The sequence below is a fragment of the Pseudoalteromonas simplex genome, assembly GCF_015278155.1.
Classification (GTDB): domain Bacteria; phylum Pseudomonadota; class Gammaproteobacteria; order Enterobacterales; family Alteromonadaceae; genus Pseudoalteromonas; species Pseudoalteromonas simplex.
Window position 1 is genome coordinate 194,149 of sequence record NZ_JADILN010000004.1, and the last position, 22,538, is coordinate 216,686.

The following is a 22,538-nucleotide window of genomic DNA, read 5'->3' on the forward strand; positions in this document are numbered from 1 at the left end:
CATGGCTTAAAATAGCTCGATATCCGTTTGTGAAGTGACATCTTCAGTGTGACTAGGCTCTGCCATTTTTTGCAAACTGGCGAGAAGATCACTACGCGCTTCAATAATGTGTTTTAACTGATATTTTATAAACGCTAAATCATCATTGAGCGAAGAAAATAATAACTTAGTCTGCTCTAATTGCTGTAGATGAAAAGTTACTTCATCACTACTCGACAAATTGCTTTGTGCGATTGACTTATTTAACTCATCCAATTGCGCAGCTAGTTTTTCAACCGCTCGTTCGCGTGAATCACTGTTTTGATACATTTGTTGAGATAGTTCATTAAAGGCATTCCCAATTTGCTGTGCCTGAGTCAGTGCCCGCTCATTAATTTCCATATCTTGAACTTTTGCGTTTGTGACTTCGAGGATGTGCGGGAATAAATCTTTATAACGACCATAAAGTTGGGCATCATCTAGTGGCATGTTTTTGACTAACATTGACACTTTAGGGTAATTAATAATGGTGCGGTGGCTAAAATCAACAAAGCGATTCGCATCACGATGTTTTTCAAGTAACTCCTGCTCTAAAGGACATACTCCACCTTCGGCACAGCAAAACACGCCGACATCGTGATACCAAAACGCCAGCACGACATCAAGCTCCATCGGGTTAAAAAACTCAAACATATGCTCAGATAACGCTTTGATATCATGCGCATGATAAGTCTGCCCAACGTAGCGCATGATGCGTCCCATATCACCTGAATCTGTCATCGCTATTTCGGCGGTTATTTGCGCTCGCTCAACGTCACTGGTTAATTTTTTTGAATGCTGGCGGTACTGATATAACACGCGAATACGTGCCATCAGCTCTTCAGCATTAAATGGTTTTACAATGTAATCAGCTGCACCTGCGTTATAGCCTTTTACACGGTCTGGTAAGTCCGCTTTACCCGATAAAAACATCACAGGAATATCTTTAGTTTGCGGGTTAGCTTTTAATTCGTTACACACCTCGTACCCTGATTTAGCAGGCATTTCAACATCAAGTAAAATAATGTCTGGGCTGTACTTTATCGCCTGTCTTAATCCTTCTTCACCATTTTTAGCATGGATCAACGTGCAAAAGCCCGATAGTGATTCTTCAATCACATGATGGACATACTTATCATCATCAATGGCTAATACAAGTTTTGACATACTTAATTCCTGCAACTGTTTTTAAAAAGAATAGTACGCAAGATTGAATTTGCTAAGAATTATTAATAAAAAAGCGCCTTACGGCGCTTTAGTTTAAGTAATGTGTATTATGCTGCAATACCACTATGTCTTAGTAGTGCATCAACTTGTGGTTCGCGTCCGCGGAACTTTTTAAATAGCTCCATAGGCTCTTCGCTCCCCCCTTTTTCTAAAATGTTCTTTAAGAAAGCTTCGCCCGTTGCTGGGTTAAAAATGCCTTCTTCTTCAAATTTAGAAAACGCATCGGCCGAGAGTACTTCAGCCCATTTATAAGAGTAATAACCTGCGCTATAACCGCCTGCAAAAATATGGCTAAAGCCATGCTGGAAACGATTAAACGCTGGCGCTTTAACAACAGCCGTTTTACTGCGTACCTCATCAAGTGTTGCTTGAATATGACATGGCTCACCTGCTTTGTAAGTATGGTGAATAGTAAAATCAAACAACGAGAACTCAAGCTGACGCAGCATTTGCATACCTGATTGGAAGTTCTTCGCCGCAAGGAGTTTATCTAGTAACTCTTTTGGTAATGGCTCATCTGTTTCGTAATGACCCGAAATAAAGCTCAGCGCTTCTTCTTCGTAACACCAGTTTTCAAGGAACTGACTTGGTAACTCAACCGCGTCCCATGCAACACCGTTAATACCAGCAACTGGCGCAGCATCAACTTGTGTCAACATATGGTGAATACCATGACCAAACTCATGGAATAACGTAGTCACTTCGTTATGCGTAAACAAAGCCGGCTTATCACCCACTGCTTTATTAAAGTTACACACTAAGTACGCAACTGGGGTTTGTAATTCGCCGTTTGCACGTACTTTTCGACCCATGCAGTCATCCATCCACGCGCCACCGCGCTTGCGATCGCGGGCGTATAAATCTAGATAAAAGCGACCACGTAACGTGTTGCTGTTATCGTAAATTTCGAAGAAACGTACATCAGGGTGGTAAGTATCAAACTCTGTCACTTCTTTAACGCTAATACCAAATAAACGATTAACGGTAGTGAATAAGCCACTTAGAACTTTATTGGCAGGAAAATATGGGCGCAATACTTCATCAGAAATCGCGTACTTCTCTTGCTTGAGCTTTTCGCCGTAGTAAGCGTAGTCCCACGCAGCCAGTTCAGTCACACCGTGCTTATCTTTTGCGTAAGCTGTTAGCTCAGCAAGCTCTTGCTCAGCTTGTGGCTTAGACTTAGCAGCTAAATCTTCTAAGAATGAGAAAACTTGCTCTGGCGTTTCTGCCATTTTAGTCGCCAATGACATATCAGCGTAGCTGTTAAAACCAAGTAACTCGGCAAGTTCATGACGCAGGGCAAGCTCTTCGCTCATAATAGCTGAGTTATCAAATTCACCAGCGTTAGGGCCTTGATCAGAGGCACGCGTCACAAACGCAGTGTAAAACTCTTCACGTAACTCGCGGTTATCAGCATAAGTCATGATTGGTAAGTAAGATGGAAAATCTAGCGTGAATACCCAGCCTTCTAGCTCTTTGCTTTTAGCTGTATCAGCACCTAGTGCTAACGCAGACTCTGGTAAACCAGCCAGTTCGCTTTCATCTGTAATATGCTTTTGCCAAGCAAGCGTGGCATCCATTACATTGTTACCAAACTTAGAGGCCAGCTCAGATAAGCGCGCACTGATTTCGCCATAACGCTTTTGTTGTTCAGGTTTTAAGGCAATACCAGATAGCTCAAAATCGCGCAGTGCATTAGTAATGGTTTTTTGCTGGGCAGTCGTTAGTGTTTTAAATTCATCACTGTTGTGAAGCGCGTTGTAAGCATCGTACAAACCTTGATGCTGACCAACAAAGGTTGAATACTCAGATAACAACGGCAAACATTGCTCATAGGCTTCACGTAGCTCGTCGTTATTAACGACAGAATTCATATGTGATACCGGTGAAAATAAGCGTGATAACTTGTCATCAGCTTCTTCAAGCGGAAGCACCAAATCATTCCATGTGTATGATTTAGTTGCCAGTACCTCATCTATTTTGGTACGACACTCAGCAATCGCTGCTTTTAATGCTGGCACTACGTGTGCTGGTTTAATTTTAGAAAACGGCGGTAGCCCTTCTAAACCAATGAGCGGGTTATTTTCTGCAATTGTCATTTTCGTTCTCAAATTTTATGCGAAGATGATTTTGAAGTTGGGGCGAATTGATGAAATACAAGGGGCTTAACCTTGGTCTTTATTATGCTATTATCAACTTATTACTAAATCGATTAATTAATAAAAAGTTATCTATTTTTGAGGACAAACTATGGCTCAGCATTTTGATTACATTGCAATTGGTGGTGGTAGTGGCGGTATTGCCTCTGCAAACCGTGCAGCAATGCGTGGCGCAAAAGTCGCTCTTATTGAAGCAAAACACATGGGTGGCACCTGTGTAAACGTGGGTTGTGTTCCAAAGAAAGTAATGTGGCACGGCGCACAAATTGCTGAAGCAATTAACGCATATGCACCTGACTACGGCTTTGATGTTGAATTAAAAGGTTTTAGCTGGGCTAAATTAGTTGAAAGCCGCGAAGCGTATATTGGCCGTATTCACCAAGGTTACAACAAGTACTTATCGAGTAATGGTGTAACTGTAATCAATGGCTTTGCTAAGTTTGTTGATAACAAAACGGTTGAAGTAAACGGTGAGCTATACACGGCAGACCATATTCTTGTTGCTGTTGGTGGCCGCCCTACTATTCCTAACATTCCAGGCGCTGAGCTTGGTATTGATTCAAATGGCTTCTTTGAGCTAGACACACAGCCTAAGCGTGTTGCTGTGGTTGGTGCAGGCTACATTGCCGTTGAAATCGCAGGCGTACTTCATAGCCTTGGTACAGAAACACACCTGTTTGTTCGTAAAAACAAACCACTACGTACTTTTGACCCATACATTGTTGATACGCTTATCGATATTATGGCAAAAGAAGGCCCGACTCTTCACACTGAGTGCACACCTAAAGAAGTAGTTAAAGAAAGCGATGGCAGCTTAACCATTCACTTTGAAAATGGTCACAGCCAAAACGTTGATGAAGTTATTTGGGCAATTGGCCGTACACCTACAACTGACAAGATCAATCTTGCTGCGGCAGGTGTTGAAGTAACTGAAGCTGGTTACGTTAAAGTAGACGAATTCCAAAATACCACAGCTGAAAACGTATACGCAGTTGGCGATATCATCGAAAACGGTATCGAACTTACGCCAGTAGCCGTTAAAGCAGGTCGTATTTTATCAGAGCGCTTATTCAATAAAGAACTACCTGATGATTTAAAAATGGACTACGAGCTAGTACCTACTGTGGTATTCAGCCATCCACCAATCGGCACAATTGGTTTAACAGAGCAGCAAGCGATTGATCAATACGGCAGCGATAACGTTAAAGTATATAAATCAAGCTTTGCAGCAATGTACACAGCGGTTACTCAGCACCGTCAAGCATGTAACATGATGCTAGTGTGTGCAGGCGAAGACGAAAAAGTTGTTGGCTTACACGGCATTGGCTTTACCGTTGACGAAATGATCCAAGGCTTTGCCGTTGCAATGAAGATGGGCGCAACCAAAGCAGACTTTGATGCTGTTGTGGCTATTCACCCGACGGGCTCAGAAGAGTTTGTAACGATGAGATAAACTCGCGTTGCGAGTCAATTTTAAAACCTTGTGGTGCTGCCACAAGGTTTTTTATTGAGTAAATTTGGTAGTGATTTCAGTACACTATCAAAGCTCAGAAATTGCTTGACTAAAAATACGTTTAAGTAAATCTAGGTTTAAATTCACACCTGCAATATTCGCATCAATCCACTCTCTCTGAGAGATTGGAGGCCACGAAACCTTATAGCCGATGCTATATAACACTTCTTCAAAAAAGAAACGTAACACTCTACCGTTACCTTCGCGGAATGGGTGAAGTAAATTTAGCTCACAAAACAAGTCTGCCACTTTTTCAATTAGTTCATCATTATTCTGACAATTCGATATTGCCGGAATGGTTCGAAATAATTTGTTAGCTTAAGGCTCAATACGCGTCCAAGTACAAAAGCGGGTATTACCCTTGGAGATATCAACATCCCTAATTTGACCTGCCTACACATATAAGTCTTGAAATAAGTGGTGATGAAGATGTTTTAAATGCTCAAGTGAAAACTTAGATAGAGGTTGTTCGGGGGAGTCATAAGTTCTATAGCGTTCAGCGGTAAACTCAGCTTCAGCTTGATCTAATATATCCGATTCTCGAATATCTAATAAATTAATTAATACATCAGAGGCAGGGTAGCAATATTTATCTTGAGCTACCCCGTATTTATCGCGCATATTTACGCTTCAATTCAGCAATACTTTTGCCTTCACTATTAGTTTTCAGCGTTAGACCTTCATAGCTTAAACTGACCTTAAAGTTATCCATATCGGGCATAAACTTAGTTTTTTGCTGATTGCTAGTCTTAGCAGTTTTGGTAGTCATAAACCCTCCTGTAATACTGATAATTCTAGCTTATTCAAGCATAAATTGCCATTAATCAACTTATTCGAAAGTACAGCCAAAAAGAAGAGAAAAAGGCAATTAAAATACTGACCAATTTAAACTTTTTAATGCCTATGATTACAAAGTGAGGGGGAGTTGTTAAACTCAGCTAAAAGAATAAAAACGTAAACTACTTTGCAATCAATCACTTTATTCCCTGTACACCTTGTACAGAGTATCTTTCTGTTCCAAATGTTATTTGGTGCATTATTAATTAATAGCCAAAAACAAAGTCGTTCCTTGGTGCTGCTGTTTGCATTTCAAGGCTGTGTGTGCGCCTTTAACCTGCTAGAAGGGTTAGGGTTTTCTAGTTACTTAATTACCCCTGCATTTACATTACTGTATGGGCCTATGATTTACTTTTTTACCTTGTCGATTACAGGTAAACAGCCCTTTAAAACATCACAATACGCGGTACACTTAATTCCTGCGGCTATTTCCTTGGCCTTTACCCACTACACGCAAGCGATCATTTTACTTGGTTCGCTCAGTCAACTTGGTTATTTCTACTTCGCTTATGGCATTTTAAAGCGCTATCACAAACAACTTATGCATGCGCGCTCAGATGCTGAGAGCCTTAAATTAAAGTGGCTGATCAAAGCATTATTTATTTTTGCCATTATTGTCGTATTTGATTTGCTGCGCATGAATGTGCAACCAATCACGCCGCTCGATTTAAAGATGCACTGGTATTTATTAAATGAAATACTGTTACTGCTGATGTTTAGCTTTTTGTTGTTTCACACCATCAAAAATAGCTTTCAATTCGAGCCAGTCACATTGTCAGAAGAACCCGAAGCTGAACAAACTGATTCGGCTGACGAGCAACTTGCGCAGCAAATTTTCTCAACCATTGATAACTTGATTATTAACGAATCGCTTTATCGACAACCTAGGCTCTCACTAAACGACTTAGCAAATCAAACCGGGCTCGGTAGTAAAGAAATATCTTGGGCTATTAACAGCACAACGGGGAACAATTTTTGTGAGTACATCAACCAGCATAGAGTGAATGATGTTAAACGCGAAATAGAGCAAGACTCACCTCAAAAACTCAGCCTGATAGAGCTGGCATTTCAAGCAGGCTTTAATTCTAAATCGACTTTTAATGCCGTGTTTAAAAAAGAAACGGGATTAACACCGAGTCAATTTAAGAAGCAAACGCAAAAGAATTAGCTCATAAAACAGACAAAAAACGTCCTAAATCCTGTTTTAGGACGCTTTTTTACAACTCAAACGCTAATTTAAACAAAAAACAACTTTGAGACTCCTGATGTACAAGTCCTATTTTTTACTACTAACTTTGTGCCTATTAATAAACTTTTCGGGTTTTGCTTTAGCAACGAATCACTCTTTAGAGGTGACGAATCAAGCTTTAAAAGTGCAGCCAAGTCGTGTTGGTGCAAGCGATCCAATCGCTTACTTTCAATCGAAAACAGCAGCAATAGAATTTGCTAAACAACAAAACTGGGCTCAGGTGAATAAACTCACAAAAATGCTCATTAATGAATATCAACACGATGGCGATACTTGGTATGTACTTGGCCTCAGTTATTTTCAATTGGCCGATTACCAAAATGCCAGCAATGCTTTGCAACGCGCACTTGCAATTGGGACTAGCTTAAAAGGCATTCCTAATGGGGCCAGTAACCCAAACGATTTAATGGTTAAAATTGCAGAGGCATACGCAGAGCTTGATAACCAACAGCAAGCCGAGTATTGGCTTAAAAAAGCACTAGCAGCAAGATGGGATGACCGCCCAACACTTGCTGGCACCAGCTTATTTAAATCTGGTATTAACCCTTACTTTGAACGCTTTGCACAATCAGCCAGTTATAAATCACTTGCGGGTAATAATTTGGATACTGAACTCAATCGAGATCAAAAATGGCGCGCCGATTTAGCGTTTTTAGTCTCAGAAATTAAACGTTTACACGTGGCAATGTATCAAAACATGAGCTCACAACAGTTTGCAGAAAAAGTAGCTGAGATTGATAAGTCGATTCCTATTCTAACCGATCAGCAAATTGTTTTTCAGTTTATGGAGCTAATTGCATTACTTGGCAATGGTCATAATCTATTGATCCCAGCATGGGGTGAAACAGGCAACTTTCAGCAACTACCATTTCAGTTTTATCAATTTAGTGACGGTTTATACATCAGCAAAGCAAGTAGCGATTACCAGCAATATGTTGGCTATAAAGTTGAGGCATTTTCCGATACACCAGCCCAGCAAGCTCTTGAGTTAACTAAACGTATTAATGCTCGCGATAATGAAATGCAAACCCTTTGGTTGGGTCCCTATTATTTAAGTTTGCTTGATGTGCTAAACGGGCTTGGCATTAGCAAAGGGAGCGAGGTAACACTTACGCTCAGCTCACCACAAGGCGCTATCACCACAGTTACACCAGCGCTCAAACCAATGCAATTTACAGGTTTTCCTAAGTTACCAAAACTTGCTGAGCACCCTACGCTTAGATACTTAGCAAAAAACAATACGCCGTTTTGGAGCGAACAAATCAAAACGAATAAATTACTGTATGTACAATTCAATGATGTGCGAAATAACAAAGATCTCACCCTTGCTGAATTTGCCATGCAGCTACAAGCACAAATCAAACACGATGACATTGAGCATCTGGTGCTAGACCTTCGCCATAACAGTGGTGGTAATGGCTCGCTCACCCCGCCTTTGGTGGCAACGGCCGCATTTTTTAACGTATTAAAACCACAAGGAAAGCTATTTATATTAATTGGCCGCAATACGTTTTCGGCAGGCCATGATGTAGCTGTAAAGATTGCCAATATAGTGCCAGCGATTTTTGTAGGTGAGCCATCAGGCACCCGCCCGAATGTGGCAGGTGAAGCTGGCTGGTTTAACCTGCCATACAGTAAACAAACAGGCCTTATTTCGAGCCAATTCCACCAGCAAAGCCGAGCGGAAGATCATCGAATCTGGTTAGCGCCCGATATGCCAATTACACTTTCTGCAAAAGACTACTTTGCAGGTATCGATCCGGTAATGGATGCTGTTTTAACTATAACTAAGCAATAACCCGTGCTGGCACAAACCTTGTAACTGTTAATAAAGTAACCAGTTATAGCAAGAGTTTGCTCTTGTTTACTGTGTAATTAAGTAGTTATTACGCAGTAAACAAGGCATTTTTACAAGGAGGCACTGTGTCTAAGTCTGCAATTTTATATCGCATGGTGACCGATGAGCATATTTGCCCATTCGGTTTAAAATCAAAAGATTTACTAGAGCGTCATGGTTACGATGTTGATGATCGTCACTTAACCAGCCGTGAGCAAACTGACGAATTCAAACAGCAGCATGATGTAAAAACCACACCACAAACCTTTATCAATGATAAACGCATTGGTGGTTACGATGATTTACGCGACTTTTTTAATCTGCCCGAGGCTGGCCAACAAGGTACCAGTTATACCCCTGTTTTAGCCATTTTCGCAGTAGCTATGCTACTAAGCTGCGGTTTCACTTATGCCAGTGGTGAGGCTTTATTTTCTATGCAAAATCTGATGCTGTTTGTTGCATTATCCATGGCGGTATTAGCGATACAAAAGCTGCAAGACTTATACAGCTTTTCTAACTCATTTATTACCTATGACTTACTAGCCATGCGTGTCGTGCACTACGCCTATGTTTATCCATTTATAGAGGCGTATGTAGCGATAGGTATGGTGGCTAAATTACCCGCCTTAGCTGTAGCACCATTTTCATTATTTATTGGTGGTATAGGTGCGGTATCAGTTATTAAGGCTGTGTATATCGATAAACGAGAGCTGAAATGCGCCTGTGTTGGTGGCGACAGTAATGTGCCGCTCGGCTTTATCTCTCTGAGTGAAAACTTATTTATGATTGCCGCAGGTATATGGATGCTATTGAGCTAATACAAAAACGCGAGGGATTACCCTCGCGTTCACTATAACTATCAGTAGGGACAATTAAGCCGTACCACCCACAGTTAGGTTATCAATTTTAAGGCTTGGTTGACCCACACCAACAGGTACGCTTTGGCCATCTTTGCCACACACGCCAACGCCTTTATCAAGCGCTAAGTCGTTGCCTACCATCGAAATTTGCTGCATCACTTCTGGGCCATTGCCAATCAGTGTTGCGCCTTTGATAGGTTGCGTGATTTTACCGTTTTCAATTAAGTAGGCTTCAGAGGCACTAAATACAAACTTACCTGACGTAATATCCACTTGGCCGCCACCAAAGTTAGGCGCGAAGATACCTTTTTTCACTGAGCTGATGATATCAGCTTGGCTGTGCTCGCCACCTAACATATAGGTGTTGGTCATACGCGGCATAGGTAAATGAGCATACGATTCACGGCGTGCGTTACCAGTAGGGTTAACTCCCATCAAACGGGCATTTAGCTTATCTTGCATGTAGCCTTTTAGAATACCGTTTTCAATAAGCACGTTATACGCAGCTGGTGTCCCTTCGTCATCCACGTTCAATGAACCACGGCGATCAGCAATAGTGCCGTCATCCACGACTGTACACAGCTCAGATGCCACCTTTTGACCTACTTTACCGCTAAACGCCGATGCGCCTTTACGGTTAAAGTCACCTTCTAGGCCATGGCCTACCGCTTCGTGTAGTAACACACCCGGCCAACCTGCGCCTAGCACAACTTCCATGCTACCGGCAGGTGCATCGATTGCTTCTAGGTTTACTTTTGCTTGACGAACAGCCTCTTCAGCGTATTCCATCCAACGCGGTTTGCCATCGACTAATTCTTTAAAATAGCCATAATCTAAACGCGCACCGCCCCCTGCACCACCGCGCTCACGACGGCCGTTCTTCTCAAGTAACACTGAGCAGTTTAAGCGAATAAGCGGGCGAATATCGGTGGCAAAGGTGCCATCACTTGCAGCAATTAACACTTCTTCATAAACCGCCGACATTGAACTGATCACTTGCTCAGCATCCGGCGCTAATTGACGAATATAGTTTTCAAGTTCACGTAGCAGGCTTACTTTGTCATCGTTGCTCATGCTTTGAATTGGCTGATGCGGCGCATACTGTTGTTTAGCAGCTACATCACTGAACACCTGAATTGTTTTGTTTTCGCCAGCATTGGCAATGCTACGTGCAGCCGTTGCTGCTTTGTTTAACGCTTCAAGGTTAATCGCATCTGAGTATGAAAAACCGGTTTTTTCACCGCTAACAGCACGCACACCCACACCACGCTCAACGTTGTATGAGCCTTCTTTTACTAAACCGTCTTCAAGCACCCAAGATTCGTGATGGCTCGATTGAAAATACAGGTCGGCATAGTCAACTTGGTGCTGATGAATAAAAGCGAGCGTTTTTTCTAATTCTTCTCTTGTTAATTGGCTGTCATGTAATAAATGCTGTTCAACCGTGTTCATAATAAATGCTCTCTAAATCGTTGCTGAGACTGCACAGGCATGTCTTGGCGAATTGTATTCAAGCGGTTTAAATCAAGCTCATGGCTGATAAACCCGGTACCAGAGGCAAGCTCACTGAGCGTTTCTCCCCATGGTGAAATAATAATGCTGTGCCCATAAGTGTGGCGGCCATTCTCGTGCTCGCCCCACTGCGCTGCGGCAACCACATAACATTGTGTTTCGATTGCACGTGCAGCTAATAAAATATGCCAATGAGCAGCACCGGTGACTGTGGTAAAGGCACTGGGCACTAAAATAAGCTCAGCCCCTTGGCGCTGCATGGCGGTAAATAAGCCACTAAAACGTAGATCATAACATACTGCTAAGCCAATTTTACCAAATGGCGAGTCGACCACCACAATATCATTGCCTGCTTGCGTCGCATCAGACTCTCGGTAACTGCGGGTAGTGTCGGCTACATCTACATCAAATAAATGAATTTTATTGTACTGCGCAACAACATCGCCTTGGTTGTTAAATAAAAACGAGGCGGCTAAATACTTACCATTTTGCTGCGAAACAGGCAGGGTGCCAGCGGCTAACCAAATATCATGTTGCTTGCATAAATCGGCAAGTTTCGCTTTATATGCCTCACTTTGGTGACCTAATTGATAGCTTGCTTGGCTTTGCTTACTAAAGATCAAAAAGCTTTCCGGTAAACACACTAGCAATGGCCGAGTTGCAGGTAACTGATTCAACGTCTCTGCTAAAAAAGCGAGATTTTGCTCAGCATTCATACTTGAGCACATTTGTACTGCAACAACCTGTGGGTGAGGATTAGCCTTCATTATTATCTAAACTCGCTGAAGATGCGGCATCTTTTAATTTTAGTTGCGTCGACGACTGCGGCTGGCTTTGCGCGGCTTGCGGTAACGTCACTTCACGGCTCTTACGATCAACTTCTTCGACAACAGGATCGTTCATACTGCCTGTTACTTTAAAGTTGATCTCTGAGATCACCCGCGCTGAGTGAATCACTTTGTCGATTGCCAACGCAGCAAGACCACTTACCGGATTAACCATCCATGCCACAATCACTGGAATACTCGACGTTACCTGCGGCGCAACCGCTAGGTCGTAATCAATTTCAAAGGTATTTAAGTTTGTATGGCCTTTAATCGTTAAATCAGCAGGCACACCATCAAGTTTGGTATCTTGAGTGTAAGCAATGCCCTTTTCTAGCTGCATCGTGCCTTGCATGCTGTTATAGAAAAAGCCTTTGGAGAATACATCCCTAAAGTCCAGTTTCAGCTTACGCACTAACGAGTCTAAACTCAGTAATGAGAATACTCGCGCACCACCATCACTGATCTCAGCAAGGTGCCCTTCACCTAAACGCCAATCTAACTCACCGGCTAAACTTGGTACATCAAAGCTATAAGGGGCGCCTTGCCATGCAAGATCAAACTTAATATTGGCGTCAGAGTCTTTTACTGTAGTAGTGATATCAAACTCATCAAATAGCGCACCAATATCGTCACTTTGTAAGTTACCACTAAAGCGTGTTTGACCATCGGCAAATTGCCCTTTACCGCGCAATACGTGATCGCCTTTGTCGATAACCAGCTCAGTAAACAAAAGTTTATCGTTCTCCCCAACTAAGCTACTTTTAATTTTATCGAGCTGATAGTCAGCGACTTTACAATCTTCACAGTTAAACTCGATGGCCGGGACTCGGGTTAACCAGCTTAAATCTTCAGGTTCAGTGCTTTGCTCTGTTTGCTCTGCAACTTCGTTAAAATTAATACGCAGGTAGTCAGTAAAAATTTGAATTGGTCTGCGTGTTTCACCGGTTGGGATCAGTGCATCGGCACGTAATTCTTTAGCATTTAGCTTTAACTCTAAATCTGATTGTTTTGGCGCTAAGCGAAATTCAAAATCGTTAAAGTCGATATTGTGTAGTGCCAGTTTATTAAATTTGCCCGTTACGTTGTTGAATGCAGGCATCACACTTGGCGCATCTGACTTAACTTTGGTAAGCGCAATAATTTGATCAATTAAGCCAAACCAAGGCACTATTTCGGTTTCTGGTAAATCAATAGATACCGCAAAACCTTCACGGTTCAAACCTAAATCTTGTGCACCTAAAATTAAATGGGCATTACTAAATTTCTTTTCGCCATTATCTAAAATCGCATTAAAAAATAACTGCTCATCAACATTTGCGGTGATCAAATTAGAAATACGGTCGCCCTGTACCACTGCAGTTAATGGCCATTTCTGCTCTGCGCCTTTGTTATAAGGTGCAGGTAGTTGGCTAGTCACACCGATTAAATTACCACTCACATCGGCGCGGTAATTAAAGTCATTCGGTAAAAAGTTAAGCGACACATTAATATCTACATCACTTTGGCCGCTTAAGTAACCGGCCAGTAAACCATGCGCCTGTTCAATTAAAGGCTCAGCTTCAAGTGCTAACTTTATAGCAATTTCAGCGCGATAGTTATCAGCCACACTTTCACTGTTATAACTTGCAGTGAGCGGCATACCCATCCAATCTGCTTTGGCATTTTTTAAGTCGATTTTATCGTTGTTAAACTTAACAATACCGGTCATGTGATTAAGTGTGATCCCAGGCTGTGCAAGGTAAATCGGAATATTAGCTAACTCAACTTCACCAATCGCATCAACATGACCAGACTCTAGATCTACTAGTAATTCAATTTCAGCCTGCGCTTCCCCTTTAGCTTGAACTACCTCAAATACATCAGCTAACGGTTTTGCTAACGGAGTCGCAGAAAAGAAGGGATTAAGCTTATCGCCATGGGCGCGTTTATTAATAGCAACTTTTAAGACATCTGCATTCATTAAATCGGCAATACTGACATGCACGCTATCGCCAAGGACTAGATTAACCAACTTGCCCGACTTGCTATAGATATCCATGCGCTCATTTTCGAAATGTAAAATGACGTTGGCATCTTCAACTTCTGGCCAGCTTGGTGAAAACTTATAGTTCGCGTTTTCAACATTCGCTAACACTTCAAATTGACCTTGCTGCTCTTTGAACGGAAACCCTTTAAATGGCCCTGAGAACAACACTTGCGCTTTATTTACTTCGCCACCTTTAATGGCTCCATTGAGGTAGCTAACAAGGCTTTTGCTCATGACAGGTAACGGAAAATAATGCCCAGCGACTTTAGCATCAGGGGCATAGGCTTCAGCATATAAATCTAACCACGGTTCATCAGTCAGGCTGAGCATCATCTCAGCAGCCACAGTTACTTCGTCGTTATCAAGCCAAATATTATCGCTACTAATGCGCCAGCCATCATCGTAATGATGAAGGTCTAGTTCTACATTTAATTGGTTATAGGCAATATCTTGGCTAAAGCTGCCGTTTGTTAATAGTTGATTATTCTCGCCATAAAGCTGAATTCGCCCAGCTGATTGATTAATTAAGCCATTAACGCGGATAGCTTGCCCACCCGGAACACCTTGCAGCGACAGCCAATTAATTTGTTCGCCCTGAAACCAAAGTTGCCAGTTATCCTGCTGACCTAACTCAAGGTAGGCATCACTTAACTGACCATTGGGTTGACGAGCTAAAAACGGGGCAAGTACTTCAAAGTTACTTAACTGCGATAACTTGGCCAGCAATGCAAAATCAAATTGCTTTAACCAAATTTGATTTTTATCGCCAAGCTGACCTTCAAATTGTAAGGTTGGCCATTGTTTTAAATCGCTTTCAAAGGTAAGTCCGGTGCTTTTTAAGCGCCAGCCACCTTGCTTTGGAAATAAATGAAAACCACCTTCGCTTAAACTGATTTGATGCGCTTCTTGGTTTTGTTGCCAGTTGATAAAACTCGGTAGCCACTGCACTTTTACATCGCTGATCAGGCCTTTATCAAGGCTAAACCAAGTTTGTAAGTTGATGTCTGAATTAAGCTGCTGCTTGTCGGTATTAATATATTGTGCCAGCCATTTAGATACATCAACGTTCGCCGCTTGCACATAGATATCACCTGCCATGGTTTCGAGGGTCGAACCATTCAGCGCCATACGGGCGTCAAAGCTACCAACAGAAATTCCTGGTAACGCTAATGTACCTGAGCCTTGATGTTGCTCAGGGGTATTTTGCCAGACAATGTTTTCAAGAATGAGCTTACGCTCTTTACCATCATTGAGGATAAAGTTAAGGCTACTATCTTGCACTGCAAAGTGCCCTGTTTCACCAAGAAACAAACCTTCGATAAGTTCTTTTTGCTCAAAGTTACCTGATTGTTGATTATTGCCTAAATCAAGCATCGTTGGTAAATCGACATCAGCATGAAAACCATTGATCACAAAGTAGCTCGATTTAAGCTGACGGGTTTTTACCGATTCCCATAAGTTAACTTCAAGGCTCGCTTTATCAATGGTGAGTGCAATGGGTGAGGTTTGGTTATCTTCAAAGGAAATATCTTCGATGACTAAGGCGGGTCCTTTCCCCTGCCAACTGGCTGAGATTGAGCCAATCGCTAAATTTACATCAAAACGTTCATACAAAAACGCTTCAATGTCATCTTTATAGTCATTCGCGTATGGCAGTGAGTACTTTACCACAGAGACAATAACGGCCAGCAGTACGAGAGTAATAGCAAATACTTGCCATAACTTACGTAAACAATAAAAGCAGACCGTTTTTGCCTTCATTACATCATTACCACATCAAACTGTTCTTGGTTGTATAAACTCTCTGTTTGAATACTGACTTGCTTACCAATAAATAGTTCCAGCTCAGCAAGGTTGTGATACTCATCATTGATCAATGCTTCACTTACCGAAGGCGATGCGTAAACCATGAACTTATCAGCTGCATAGGCACGGTTTACCCTCACGATTTCACGCAAGATTTCGTAGCAAACCGTTTCGACCGTTTTTTGCGAGCCGCGCCCTGAACACGCTGGACACACATCACAAAGAATGTGCTCCAAGCTTTCGCGGGTGCGTTTGCGGGTCATCTCTACTAAGCCTAGTGCAGATAAGCCATTTATGTTGGCTTTTGCACGATCTTTTGCAAGCGCAGATTCAAGTGAATGCAATACTCGGCGTTTGTGCTCATCACTAATCATATCGATAAAGTCGATGATAATGATGCCGCCTAAATTACGTAAACGTAGCTGACGAGCAATTGCTGAGGTTGCTTCGATATTAGTATTAAAAATGGTCTCTTCGAGGTTACGGTGGCCAACAAACGCACCGGTATTTACATCAACGGTTGTCATCGCTTCGGTTTGGTCGATAATTAAATAACCTCCCGATTTAAGCTCAACTTTACGATGTAGTGCTTTTTGGATCTCGGTTTCAACATCGAATAAATCGAAAATAGGTCGCTCACCCGGGTAGTATTCTAATGCTCCCGATAACAGCGGCACAAATTCTTCAGTAAATTCTTTAAGCTCTTGATAGGTTAGTTTTGAGTCAACACGAATACGCTCCATGTCTTCACCTACGTAGTCACGTAGAGTACGAAACGCCAGTGTTAAGTCTTCATGCAAGATACTTTCTTTACTGGTTTTTTTGCGCTTAGTGACGATTTTTTGCCACAGCTTTTTTAAAAATTCCGCATCGTGACGTAGCTCTGCTTCAGATGCACCTTCTGCTGCGGTACGAACAATAAAGCTGCCGTCATCATCACCATATTCAGCAACAATTTTCTTTAAACGCGAACGTTCTTCTTCGGTTTCAATACGCTGGCTTACACCTACATGTGTTGCATCTGGCATAAACACTAAATAACGAGAAGGAATCGTGATATCGGTTGTTAAGCGCGCGCCCTTGGTACCTAGCGGGTCTTTAACCACTTGCACCATGATATGTTGACCTTGGCGCACAAGCTCTCGAATATCTTGTACTTTTTTGATTGGCTGTTCGTCAACGCCTTCTACAATTGAGGCACTGTTTACAATGTCTGATGCATGTAAAAAGGCGGCTTTCTCTAAGCCAATATCGACAAACGCAGCCTGCATACCCGGTAGTACGCGGCTGATTTTACCTAGGTAAATATTGCCCACTATGCCAAGGTTGCCAATTCGCTCTAATTGGATTTCTTGCAGTACGCCATTTTCGATAAGCGCAACGCGACTTTCGCTCGGTGTAACGTTGATCAGTAATTCGGTGCTCATGTTACCCTCTTAAAAATTCGTTTAATAACTGCTCTGTCTCATATAAAGGTAAGCCGACAACCGCAAAATAGCTACCCGAAAGATGACTCACAAAGCGGCCACCTAAGCCTTGAATGCCATAACCACCGGCTTTATCTTGCGGCTCACCACTATGCCAGTAGGCATCAATTTCAGCATCGCTGAGTGGTTTAAATGTAACATCGGTGACAACAAGGCAGCTTTTTACTTGCTCACTATCAGCAATAGCCACAGCCGTCATCACTTGATGGGTACGGCCAGATAAGCGCTTCATGGTAGCGGTAAAATCAGCTTGGTCTAGCGGCTTACCAAGTGCGGTATCATCAATGACAACCACGGTATCGCTGCCAAGTACTGGGCGGTCGGTGTAACCCATAGCAACGCCCGATTGTGCTTTGAGTTTGGCTAGGCGCTCTACAAAGTCACGCGGGGCTTCGTTTGGGAATTGGCTTTCATCAGCATCAACGCTAAATTGAGAAAACTCAACGCCAAGTTGGCTGAGCAACTCTTTTCGGCGCGGTGATGCAGACGCCAAATAAATTGCGGTTTGCATTATCTAATCCTGAAATGACGGCGATATTTACGCAAAATTAAGAATATCCACCACCAACAAAGCATGCCGGTTAGCACTGGCCACATATAATGCGGGCTAAAATAAACGCCCATTAAAAAGTGGTTAAGCCAAAATTGCATGAGGTGGTAAAGCGTTAAAAACAAAGCAATTAAAATGCTTTGCTGCCATAAAGAAAAGTTTCTAATTTTTTGGAAGTTACTCGCAGTGATAAATATACACACCGAATAAGTCAGTGAGTTCACACCGAGTGGCGAACCTGATGCAAGGTCCATTAATAAACCAACGACCCAGGCTGTGCCAATATTTAGACGGTGCGGCACCGCTAACGACCAATACATTAATACCATTAACACCCAGTCTGGGCGGTATGGCTCAAACGAAATTGGTAACGGCATTAGTGCCATTACCAATGCAAAAAAGATACTGATAGCAATCAGCAAAGAGTGACGACTATTCATTGCTGATGCTCTCCTGCTGATTACGCCACAGCACAACCAATAAGCGAATACGGTCAAGTTGCGCAATTGGCTCAGCATAAACTTGCGCAAAAGGACGCCCTTCATCGCGGTTAATTTCGGTCACCACGGCAACCGGATAACCCTCAGGGAAAGTACCACCAAGACCAGACGTAACCAAAATATCGCCAATACGAACATCAAGGCTATGCGGCACATGCGAAAGCTTTACCACGTTAATTTTACCAATACCCTCAACCACGGTACGCACATCGTTACGTAAAATACGCACAGGTGTGGCATGAGTTGTATCTGTCATCAGTAGTACGCGCGAGGTAGTTGACCCCACTTGAGTGATTTGCCCTACAACACCCATTTCGTCAATCACAGCTTGGCCTTCGCTTAGGCCATCGGTTGTACCACGGTTAATAACCACTTGGTGGCTATACGGGTTTGAGTGAACAGAGAGGACTTGTGCAATAATTTTACGATTTGATTGTTTAGCCGATGAACCAAGTAAAGCACGTAATTTATCGTTTTCACGAGATAGAAATTGCAGTTGTTGTAATTGTTCGCTTTGTAGTAACTGCTTCTTTTTTAATGCTTCGTTTTCGGTTAAAAGCTGTTCGCGGGTATGCAGATTCTTCGCGCCAATACTAAATAGCTCATAGGGCAAGTTGGCAAGGTAAATGAGTGGGCTAACTAGAGTGTTTAGGCTGGTGCGGATTGTTGTACCACCTTGCGTGTAGCGATCGCCCACGATCAGCACGACACTCAAAAGCACTGCGACAAAAAGCCGCAGTTGCAAAGAGATGGTACGACCAAAAAGTAACTTCATTAGTCGTAGCTAAATACGTCACCACCGTGCATATCAATCATTTCTAGTGCCTTACCGCCGCCACGTGCAACACAGGTTAATGGATCATCAGCAACCACAACTGGGATACCAGTTTCTTCCATTAATAAACGGTCTAGATCCTTTAATAATGCACCACCACCGGTTAATACCATACCGTGAGCAGAGATATCAGATGCAAGCTCTGGTGGAGATTGCTCAAGAGCAACCATTACCGCGCTTACAATACCCATTAATGGCTCTTGCAGTGCTTCTAAAATTTCGTGCGAGTTAAGGGTGAATGAGCGCGGCACACCTTCCGCTAGGTTGCGACCACGTACTTCAATTTCAATTGGCTCATCTGTTTTGAAAGCCGAACCGATTTGGTGTTTGATGTTTTCGGCAGTTGCTTCACCAATTAAGCTACCAAAGTTACGACGTACATAGTTAATGATAGCTTCATCAAACTTGTCACCACCGATGCGTACAGATGAAGAGTAAACCACACCATTTAAAGAAATAATGGCAACTTCAGTTGTACCACCACCGATATCAACAACCATTGAACCGGTTGCTTCAGACACTGGTAGGCCAGCACCGATAGCCGCAGCCATTGGCTCTTCGATTAGATAAACTTCACGAGCACCGGCACCCATAGCCGACTCACGAATCGCACGTTTTTCTACTTGTGTTGCACCACAAGGCACACAGATAAGAACACGCGGGCTTGGGCGCATAAAGTTGTTGTTATGCACTTGCTTGATAAAGTGTTGTAGCATTTTTTCAGTCACGTAGAAGTCAGCAATGACACCGTCTTTCATTGGACGAATTGCTTTAATGTTACCCGGTGTACGACCTAGCATTTGCTTAGCTTCGGTACCGACAGATGCTACGCTCTTAGGGCCACCAGCACGCTCTTGACGAATAGCAACAACTGAAGGCTCGTTTAATACAATACCTTCTTCTTTTACGTAAATTAGGGTATTGGCTGTACCCAAGTCGATCGATAGATCGTTTGAAAAAATACCACGGAGTTTTTTAAACATGAGGCTGGATGACCTTTGAAAATTCGTTCTTATATTAGCTGCTCTCACTCTATCATGCTAATCATGAAAAAGCGCAACTGCTTTAATTAAATTGCTAAAAAGGAAGCATCCATTGCTTCCTTTTTAAATTCTTATCGTTCGCGTACTAAACGGAAACCGATATAGTTTGCACGAAAATCTGGCGCTAAGATTAAGCGCGTTGAAACGCGTGCTAGGCTTGGAGCAAAATTCCATGCACCGCCTCGAACAGCCACATCAGACTGCCCTGACTTTTTGTTTGTCCATTCCCACACATTACCTACTGTATCGTATAGGCCGAATGCGTTAGGAGAAAACGACCCTGTTGGTGCTGCGCTCCTGTTTGACCATTCGCTTCCACACCAGCCACAGTTCGCTAAATTTTTACCAATTTCGTTACCCCAAGGGTATTCAGTTTCTTTACCTGCACGTGCAGCGTATTCCCACTCAACCTCGTTTGGTAAACGAAATAACTGGCCTGTTTGACCCGATAACCAATCTGCATACGCTTTGGCATCGTTGTAAGTTAAACAAACCGCCGGGAAATCGCTTTCTTGATCAAAACCCGGATTGCGCCAGTTTAGAGTTGCTTCCCAAACTGGTTCACCATTTAAGTAATATGCACAGCCGCGATCTTTTTCTGCTTCTGTTTTATAGCCGGTATTCGCAACGAATTGCTCATACTCACCAACGCTTACTTCTTTGCTTTGCATTGCAAATGAGTTAGCAATGGTTTTTTCTACCACTGGGCGCTCATTCGCTAACCCATTGCCGTTAATATCACCCATCTTAAATTTACCAGCAGGAATAACTACAATGCTGGCAGAACTGGTTTTATTAACAATACTTGCAACAGGTGCTGTTACAGGTTGCTCTGGTGCCGCTGTCACTTCAGCAACAACTGGCTCAGGCACTTTAACTAGGTTTGCATTAATGGTTTGTGCTTTACGCAGATCAATTCGCGCTTTATAGCTTTTGTAGCCACGTTTGCGAATTTCAATATTGTGAAAGCCCTTTGGTAATGACGTTGTTAACCTAGTTGCACCATAGCTCACGCCATCAATAAACACTTCATCATCATAAACATTTGAACGCAGTGTTAATTCAACCATTTTAGATTTATTTTGATCAGGTAATGGTTCAACCTTAATTGGCTTTTTTACAGAATAATCGCTTACAGGTTGCTCATTAAAACGTGATACAGAGACCACTTGATTATTATCCTGAGAGTTACTGAATGTTAACTGACTATCTGAATACGTTGCGTCGTAATTTGCTTGATAATTACCGGCCAAAGGCGTGCCATAATCTGCACAAAAACGATTGTCTAAATTAAGTAGGCTACATAAACGACTGCTGTTTACATCACCGCGCATGGTCACGCTTAAATTAACGTTGTAGTTACCTTGACCACTAAAAGCACTGTTCACGACATGGCTACTTAAAATCTTAACCTGTGCACCGGCAAGGTTACGTTTTGGTTCAACTAAACGCTCTTCTGTTAAGTTAGCAAAAATCTGGTCTACAAAGCGTTTAGTGGCTTTTTGTAAGCCCATTTGTTGGCCACGCTGCTCACAGGCAGCAAGTGTTTCGGTGCGCTTACAGTTAATCGTATGATTAACCTCTAATGTGCCTTCACGAGTGAATTCGTTACGTAAACGCTCAACACGTGCCGTTGCTAACTGCTCTTTTAAACTTTCTAAGGTATTTAACTGGGTGTGCTTTGATACACGAATTTGCTCAATGTCTTTTCTATGTGAAGCAATTGCCGCCAATTGCATCGAAATATCATCTTTGTTTTGTTTGTGATCAACCACAGCTTTTTGGTAACGCGACTGCGCATTGCTGATATCAAGGGTTGGGTCATCAATCAGTCGGCGATACATCTCATTCATTGCATCTAGCGCTTGGTTTTTTTCTTTATCTAGCTCAGTTGAGCGGGCGCGCAATAATTCGAGTTGTTTTTGTAACTGACTTTCTTCTTTTAGGTGTTTTTCGAGGATTAGGGTCGAGTTATCGTATTCGGCTTGTTTTTTACTGATCTCTGATTCAATGCCAGTTACCGTAGCTGTATCTTGTGCAAATGCACTTGTCGCTAGCAAACTAACTGAAATTAACAGAGATAAAGGAGCAATTCGCATATATTCCATTCCCAAAAAGCGGCAATTATTTGGTCATTATTATTTTTTATAATTAAACTCTTATGCTATGTACTTGCAAGGCAAAACACAAGCTTTGTTCAATTATTATCTCAGTTTACCTCTATTACCTTAGTTGATGCCAGTAAATAACAA

At 42.4% G+C, this 22,538-nt stretch carries 18 protein-coding genes; 4 read left to right on the forward strand and 14 right to left on the reverse strand.

Annotated features, from left to right (window positions below):
• Positions 1-6 precede the first annotated feature (6 nt).
• Both IRQ78_RS10190 and prlC read right to left on the reverse strand, forming a co-directional pair.
• Positions 7-1,185 (reverse strand): response regulator, encoded by a 1,179-nt coding sequence (locus tag IRQ78_RS10190; protein ID WP_194442031.1) that lies wholly within the window; start codon positions 1,183-1,185, stop codon positions 7-9.
• Between the two features lie 107 nt (positions 1,186-1,292).
• A complete protein-coding gene (gene prlC / locus IRQ78_RS10195) occupies positions 1,293-3,344 on the reverse strand; it encodes an oligopeptidase A (protein WP_194442032.1) in 2,052 nt (683 codons plus the stop codon).
• Positions 3,345-3,495: 151 nt separating this feature from the next.
• Here prlC and gorA point away from each other — a divergent pair, with 151 nt between their 5' ends.
• Entirely contained in the window at positions 3,496-4,857 is a 1,362-nt protein-coding gene (gene gorA / locus IRQ78_RS10200; protein ID WP_194442033.1) for a glutathione-disulfide reductase, read from the forward strand.
• 87 nt (positions 4,858-4,944) lie between these two features.
• Here the strand turns inward: gorA and IRQ78_RS20595 are convergent, their stop codons facing one another.
• From IRQ78_RS20595 to IRQ78_RS10210, 3 genes are all read right to left on the reverse strand, one after another.
• On the reverse strand, positions 4,945-5,214 hold the full coding sequence (locus tag IRQ78_RS20595; RefSeq protein ID WP_323741565.1) for a Fic family protein: 270 nt from the start codon (positions 5,212-5,214) through the stop codon (positions 4,945-4,947).
• 96 nt (positions 5,215-5,310) lie between these two features.
• Positions 5,311-5,538: a hypothetical protein gene (locus tag IRQ78_RS20600; protein ID WP_228482595.1), complete on the reverse strand. Its 228-nt coding sequence runs from the start codon at positions 5,536-5,538 to the stop codon at positions 5,311-5,313.
• Positions 5,528-5,686, reverse strand: a complete 159-nt coding sequence (locus IRQ78_RS10210) for a hypothetical protein (RefSeq protein WP_166338734.1) — start codon at positions 5,684-5,686, stop codon at positions 5,528-5,530. The genes IRQ78_RS20600 and IRQ78_RS10210 overlap by 11 nt, the downstream gene beginning before the upstream one ends.
• A gap of 195 nt (positions 5,687-5,881) precedes the next feature.
• On the opposite strand from IRQ78_RS10210, the gene IRQ78_RS10215 reads away from it, so the two are divergent.
• The 3 genes from IRQ78_RS10215 to IRQ78_RS10225 all read left to right on the forward strand — a co-directional run bounded on the left by IRQ78_RS10215 (position 5,882) and on the right by IRQ78_RS10225 (position 9,658).
• Positions 5,882-6,922: a helix-turn-helix domain-containing protein gene (locus tag IRQ78_RS10215; protein WP_194442034.1), complete on the forward strand. Its 1,041-nt coding sequence runs from the start codon at positions 5,882-5,884 to the stop codon at positions 6,920-6,922.
• Between the two features lie 205 nt (positions 6,923-7,127).
• Positions 7,128-8,801, forward strand: a complete 1,674-nt coding sequence (locus IRQ78_RS10220; protein WP_194442035.1) for a hypothetical protein — start codon at positions 7,128-7,130, stop codon at positions 8,799-8,801.
• 125 nt (positions 8,802-8,926) lie between these two features.
• On the forward strand, positions 8,927-9,658 hold the full coding sequence (locus IRQ78_RS10225; protein ID WP_194442036.1) for a MauE/DoxX family redox-associated membrane protein: 732 nt from the start codon (positions 8,927-8,929) through the stop codon (positions 9,656-9,658).
• A gap of 54 nt (positions 9,659-9,712) precedes the next feature.
• On the opposite strand, the gene tldD is transcribed toward IRQ78_RS10225, so the two are convergent.
• The 9 genes from tldD to IRQ78_RS10270 all read right to left on the reverse strand — a co-directional run bounded on the left by tldD (position 9,713) and on the right by IRQ78_RS10270 (position 22,385).
• Positions 9,713-11,152 (reverse strand): metalloprotease TldD, encoded by a 1,440-nt coding sequence (gene tldD / locus IRQ78_RS10230; protein WP_054552780.1) that lies wholly within the window; start codon positions 11,150-11,152, stop codon positions 9,713-9,715.
• A complete protein-coding gene (locus IRQ78_RS10235) occupies positions 11,149-11,979 on the reverse strand; it encodes a carbon-nitrogen hydrolase family protein (protein ID WP_054552781.1) in 831 nt (276 codons plus the stop codon). Before IRQ78_RS10235 ends, tldD begins: the two co-directional genes overlap by 4 nt.
• Positions 11,969-15,826, reverse strand: a complete 3,858-nt coding sequence (locus IRQ78_RS10240; RefSeq protein ID WP_194442037.1) for a YhdP family protein — start codon at positions 15,824-15,826, stop codon at positions 11,969-11,971. Before IRQ78_RS10240 ends, IRQ78_RS10235 begins: the two co-directional genes overlap by 11 nt.
• A complete protein-coding gene (gene rng / locus IRQ78_RS10245) occupies positions 15,826-17,298 on the reverse strand; it encodes a ribonuclease G (protein WP_138616162.1) in 1,473 nt (490 codons plus the stop codon). The genes IRQ78_RS10240 and rng overlap by 1 nt, the downstream gene beginning before the upstream one ends.
• Before the next feature lies 1 nt (position 17,299).
• Positions 17,300-17,869 carry a Maf family protein gene (locus tag IRQ78_RS10250; protein ID WP_194442038.1) on the reverse strand — a complete coding sequence of 190 codons (570 nt, stop codon included), beginning with the start codon at positions 17,867-17,869 and terminating at the stop codon, positions 17,300-17,302.
• A complete protein-coding gene (gene mreD, locus IRQ78_RS10255; protein WP_054552785.1) occupies positions 17,869-18,348 on the reverse strand; it encodes a rod shape-determining protein MreD in 480 nt (159 codons plus the stop codon). The genes IRQ78_RS10250 and mreD overlap by 1 nt, the downstream gene beginning before the upstream one ends.
• A complete protein-coding gene (mreC, locus tag IRQ78_RS10260) occupies positions 18,341-19,183 on the reverse strand; it encodes a rod shape-determining protein MreC (protein WP_054552786.1) in 843 nt (280 codons plus the stop codon). The genes mreD and mreC overlap by 8 nt, the downstream gene beginning before the upstream one ends.
• Positions 19,183-20,226: a rod shape-determining protein gene (locus IRQ78_RS10265; RefSeq protein ID WP_054552787.1), complete on the reverse strand. Its 1,044-nt coding sequence runs from the start codon at positions 20,224-20,226 to the stop codon at positions 19,183-19,185. Before IRQ78_RS10265 ends, mreC begins: the two co-directional genes overlap by 1 nt.
• A 131-nt stretch (positions 20,227-20,357) precedes the next feature.
• Positions 20,358-22,385, reverse strand: a complete 2,028-nt coding sequence (locus IRQ78_RS10270) for an SUMF1/EgtB/PvdO family nonheme iron enzyme (RefSeq protein ID WP_054552788.1) — start codon at positions 22,383-22,385, stop codon at positions 20,358-20,360.
• Between the last annotated feature and the right edge of the window lie 153 nt (positions 22,386-22,538).

What these genes read in the sequence shown, in the direction of transcription:
- gorA (WP_194442033.1), top strand. Translation starts at nt 3,496, where the DNA reads ATGGCTCAGCATTTTGATTACATTGCAATTGGTGGTGGTAGTGGCGGT.
- IRQ78_RS10190 (WP_194442031.1), bottom strand. Translation starts at nt 1,185, where the DNA reads ATGTCAAAACTTGTATTAGCCATTGATGATGATAAGTATGTCCATCAT.
- IRQ78_RS10240 (WP_194442037.1), bottom strand. Translation starts at nt 15,826, where the DNA reads ATGAAGGCAAAAACGGTCTGCTTTTATTGTTTACGTAAGTTATGGCAA.
- IRQ78_RS10235 (WP_054552781.1), bottom strand. Translation starts at nt 11,979, where the DNA reads ATGAAGGCTAATCCTCACCCACAGGTTGTTGCAGTACAAATGTGCTCA.
- prlC (WP_194442032.1), bottom strand. Translation starts at nt 3,344, where the DNA reads ATGACAATTGCAGAAAATAACCCGCTCATTGGTTTAGAAGGGCTACCG.
- IRQ78_RS10265 (WP_054552787.1), bottom strand. Translation starts at nt 20,226, where the DNA reads ATGTTTAAAAAACTCCGTGGTATTTTTTCAAACGATCTATCGATCGAC.
- IRQ78_RS10210 (WP_166338734.1), bottom strand. Translation starts at nt 5,686, where the DNA reads ATGACTACCAAAACTGCTAAGACTAGCAATCAGCAAAAAACTAAGTTT.
- rng (WP_138616162.1), bottom strand. Translation starts at nt 17,298, where the DNA reads ATGAGCACCGAATTACTGATCAACGTTACACCGAGCGAAAGTCGCGTT.
- IRQ78_RS10270 (WP_054552788.1), bottom strand. Translation starts at nt 22,385, where the DNA reads ATGCGAATTGCTCCTTTATCTCTGTTAATTTCAGTTAGTTTGCTAGCG.
- IRQ78_RS10250 (WP_194442038.1), bottom strand. Translation starts at nt 17,869, where the DNA reads ATGCAAACCGCAATTTATTTGGCGTCTGCATCACCGCGCCGAAAAGAG.
- IRQ78_RS20600 (WP_228482595.1), bottom strand. Translation starts at nt 5,538, where the DNA reads ATGCGCGATAAATACGGGGTAGCTCAAGATAAATATTGCTACCCTGCC.
- mreC (WP_054552786.1), bottom strand. Translation starts at nt 19,183, where the DNA reads ATGAAGTTACTTTTTGGTCGTACCATCTCTTTGCAACTGCGGCTTTTT.
- tldD (WP_054552780.1), bottom strand. Translation starts at nt 11,152, where the DNA reads ATGAACACGGTTGAACAGCATTTATTACATGACAGCCAATTAACAAGA.
- mreD (WP_054552785.1), bottom strand. Translation starts at nt 18,348, where the DNA reads ATGAATAGTCGTCACTCTTTGCTGATTGCTATCAGTATCTTTTTTGCA.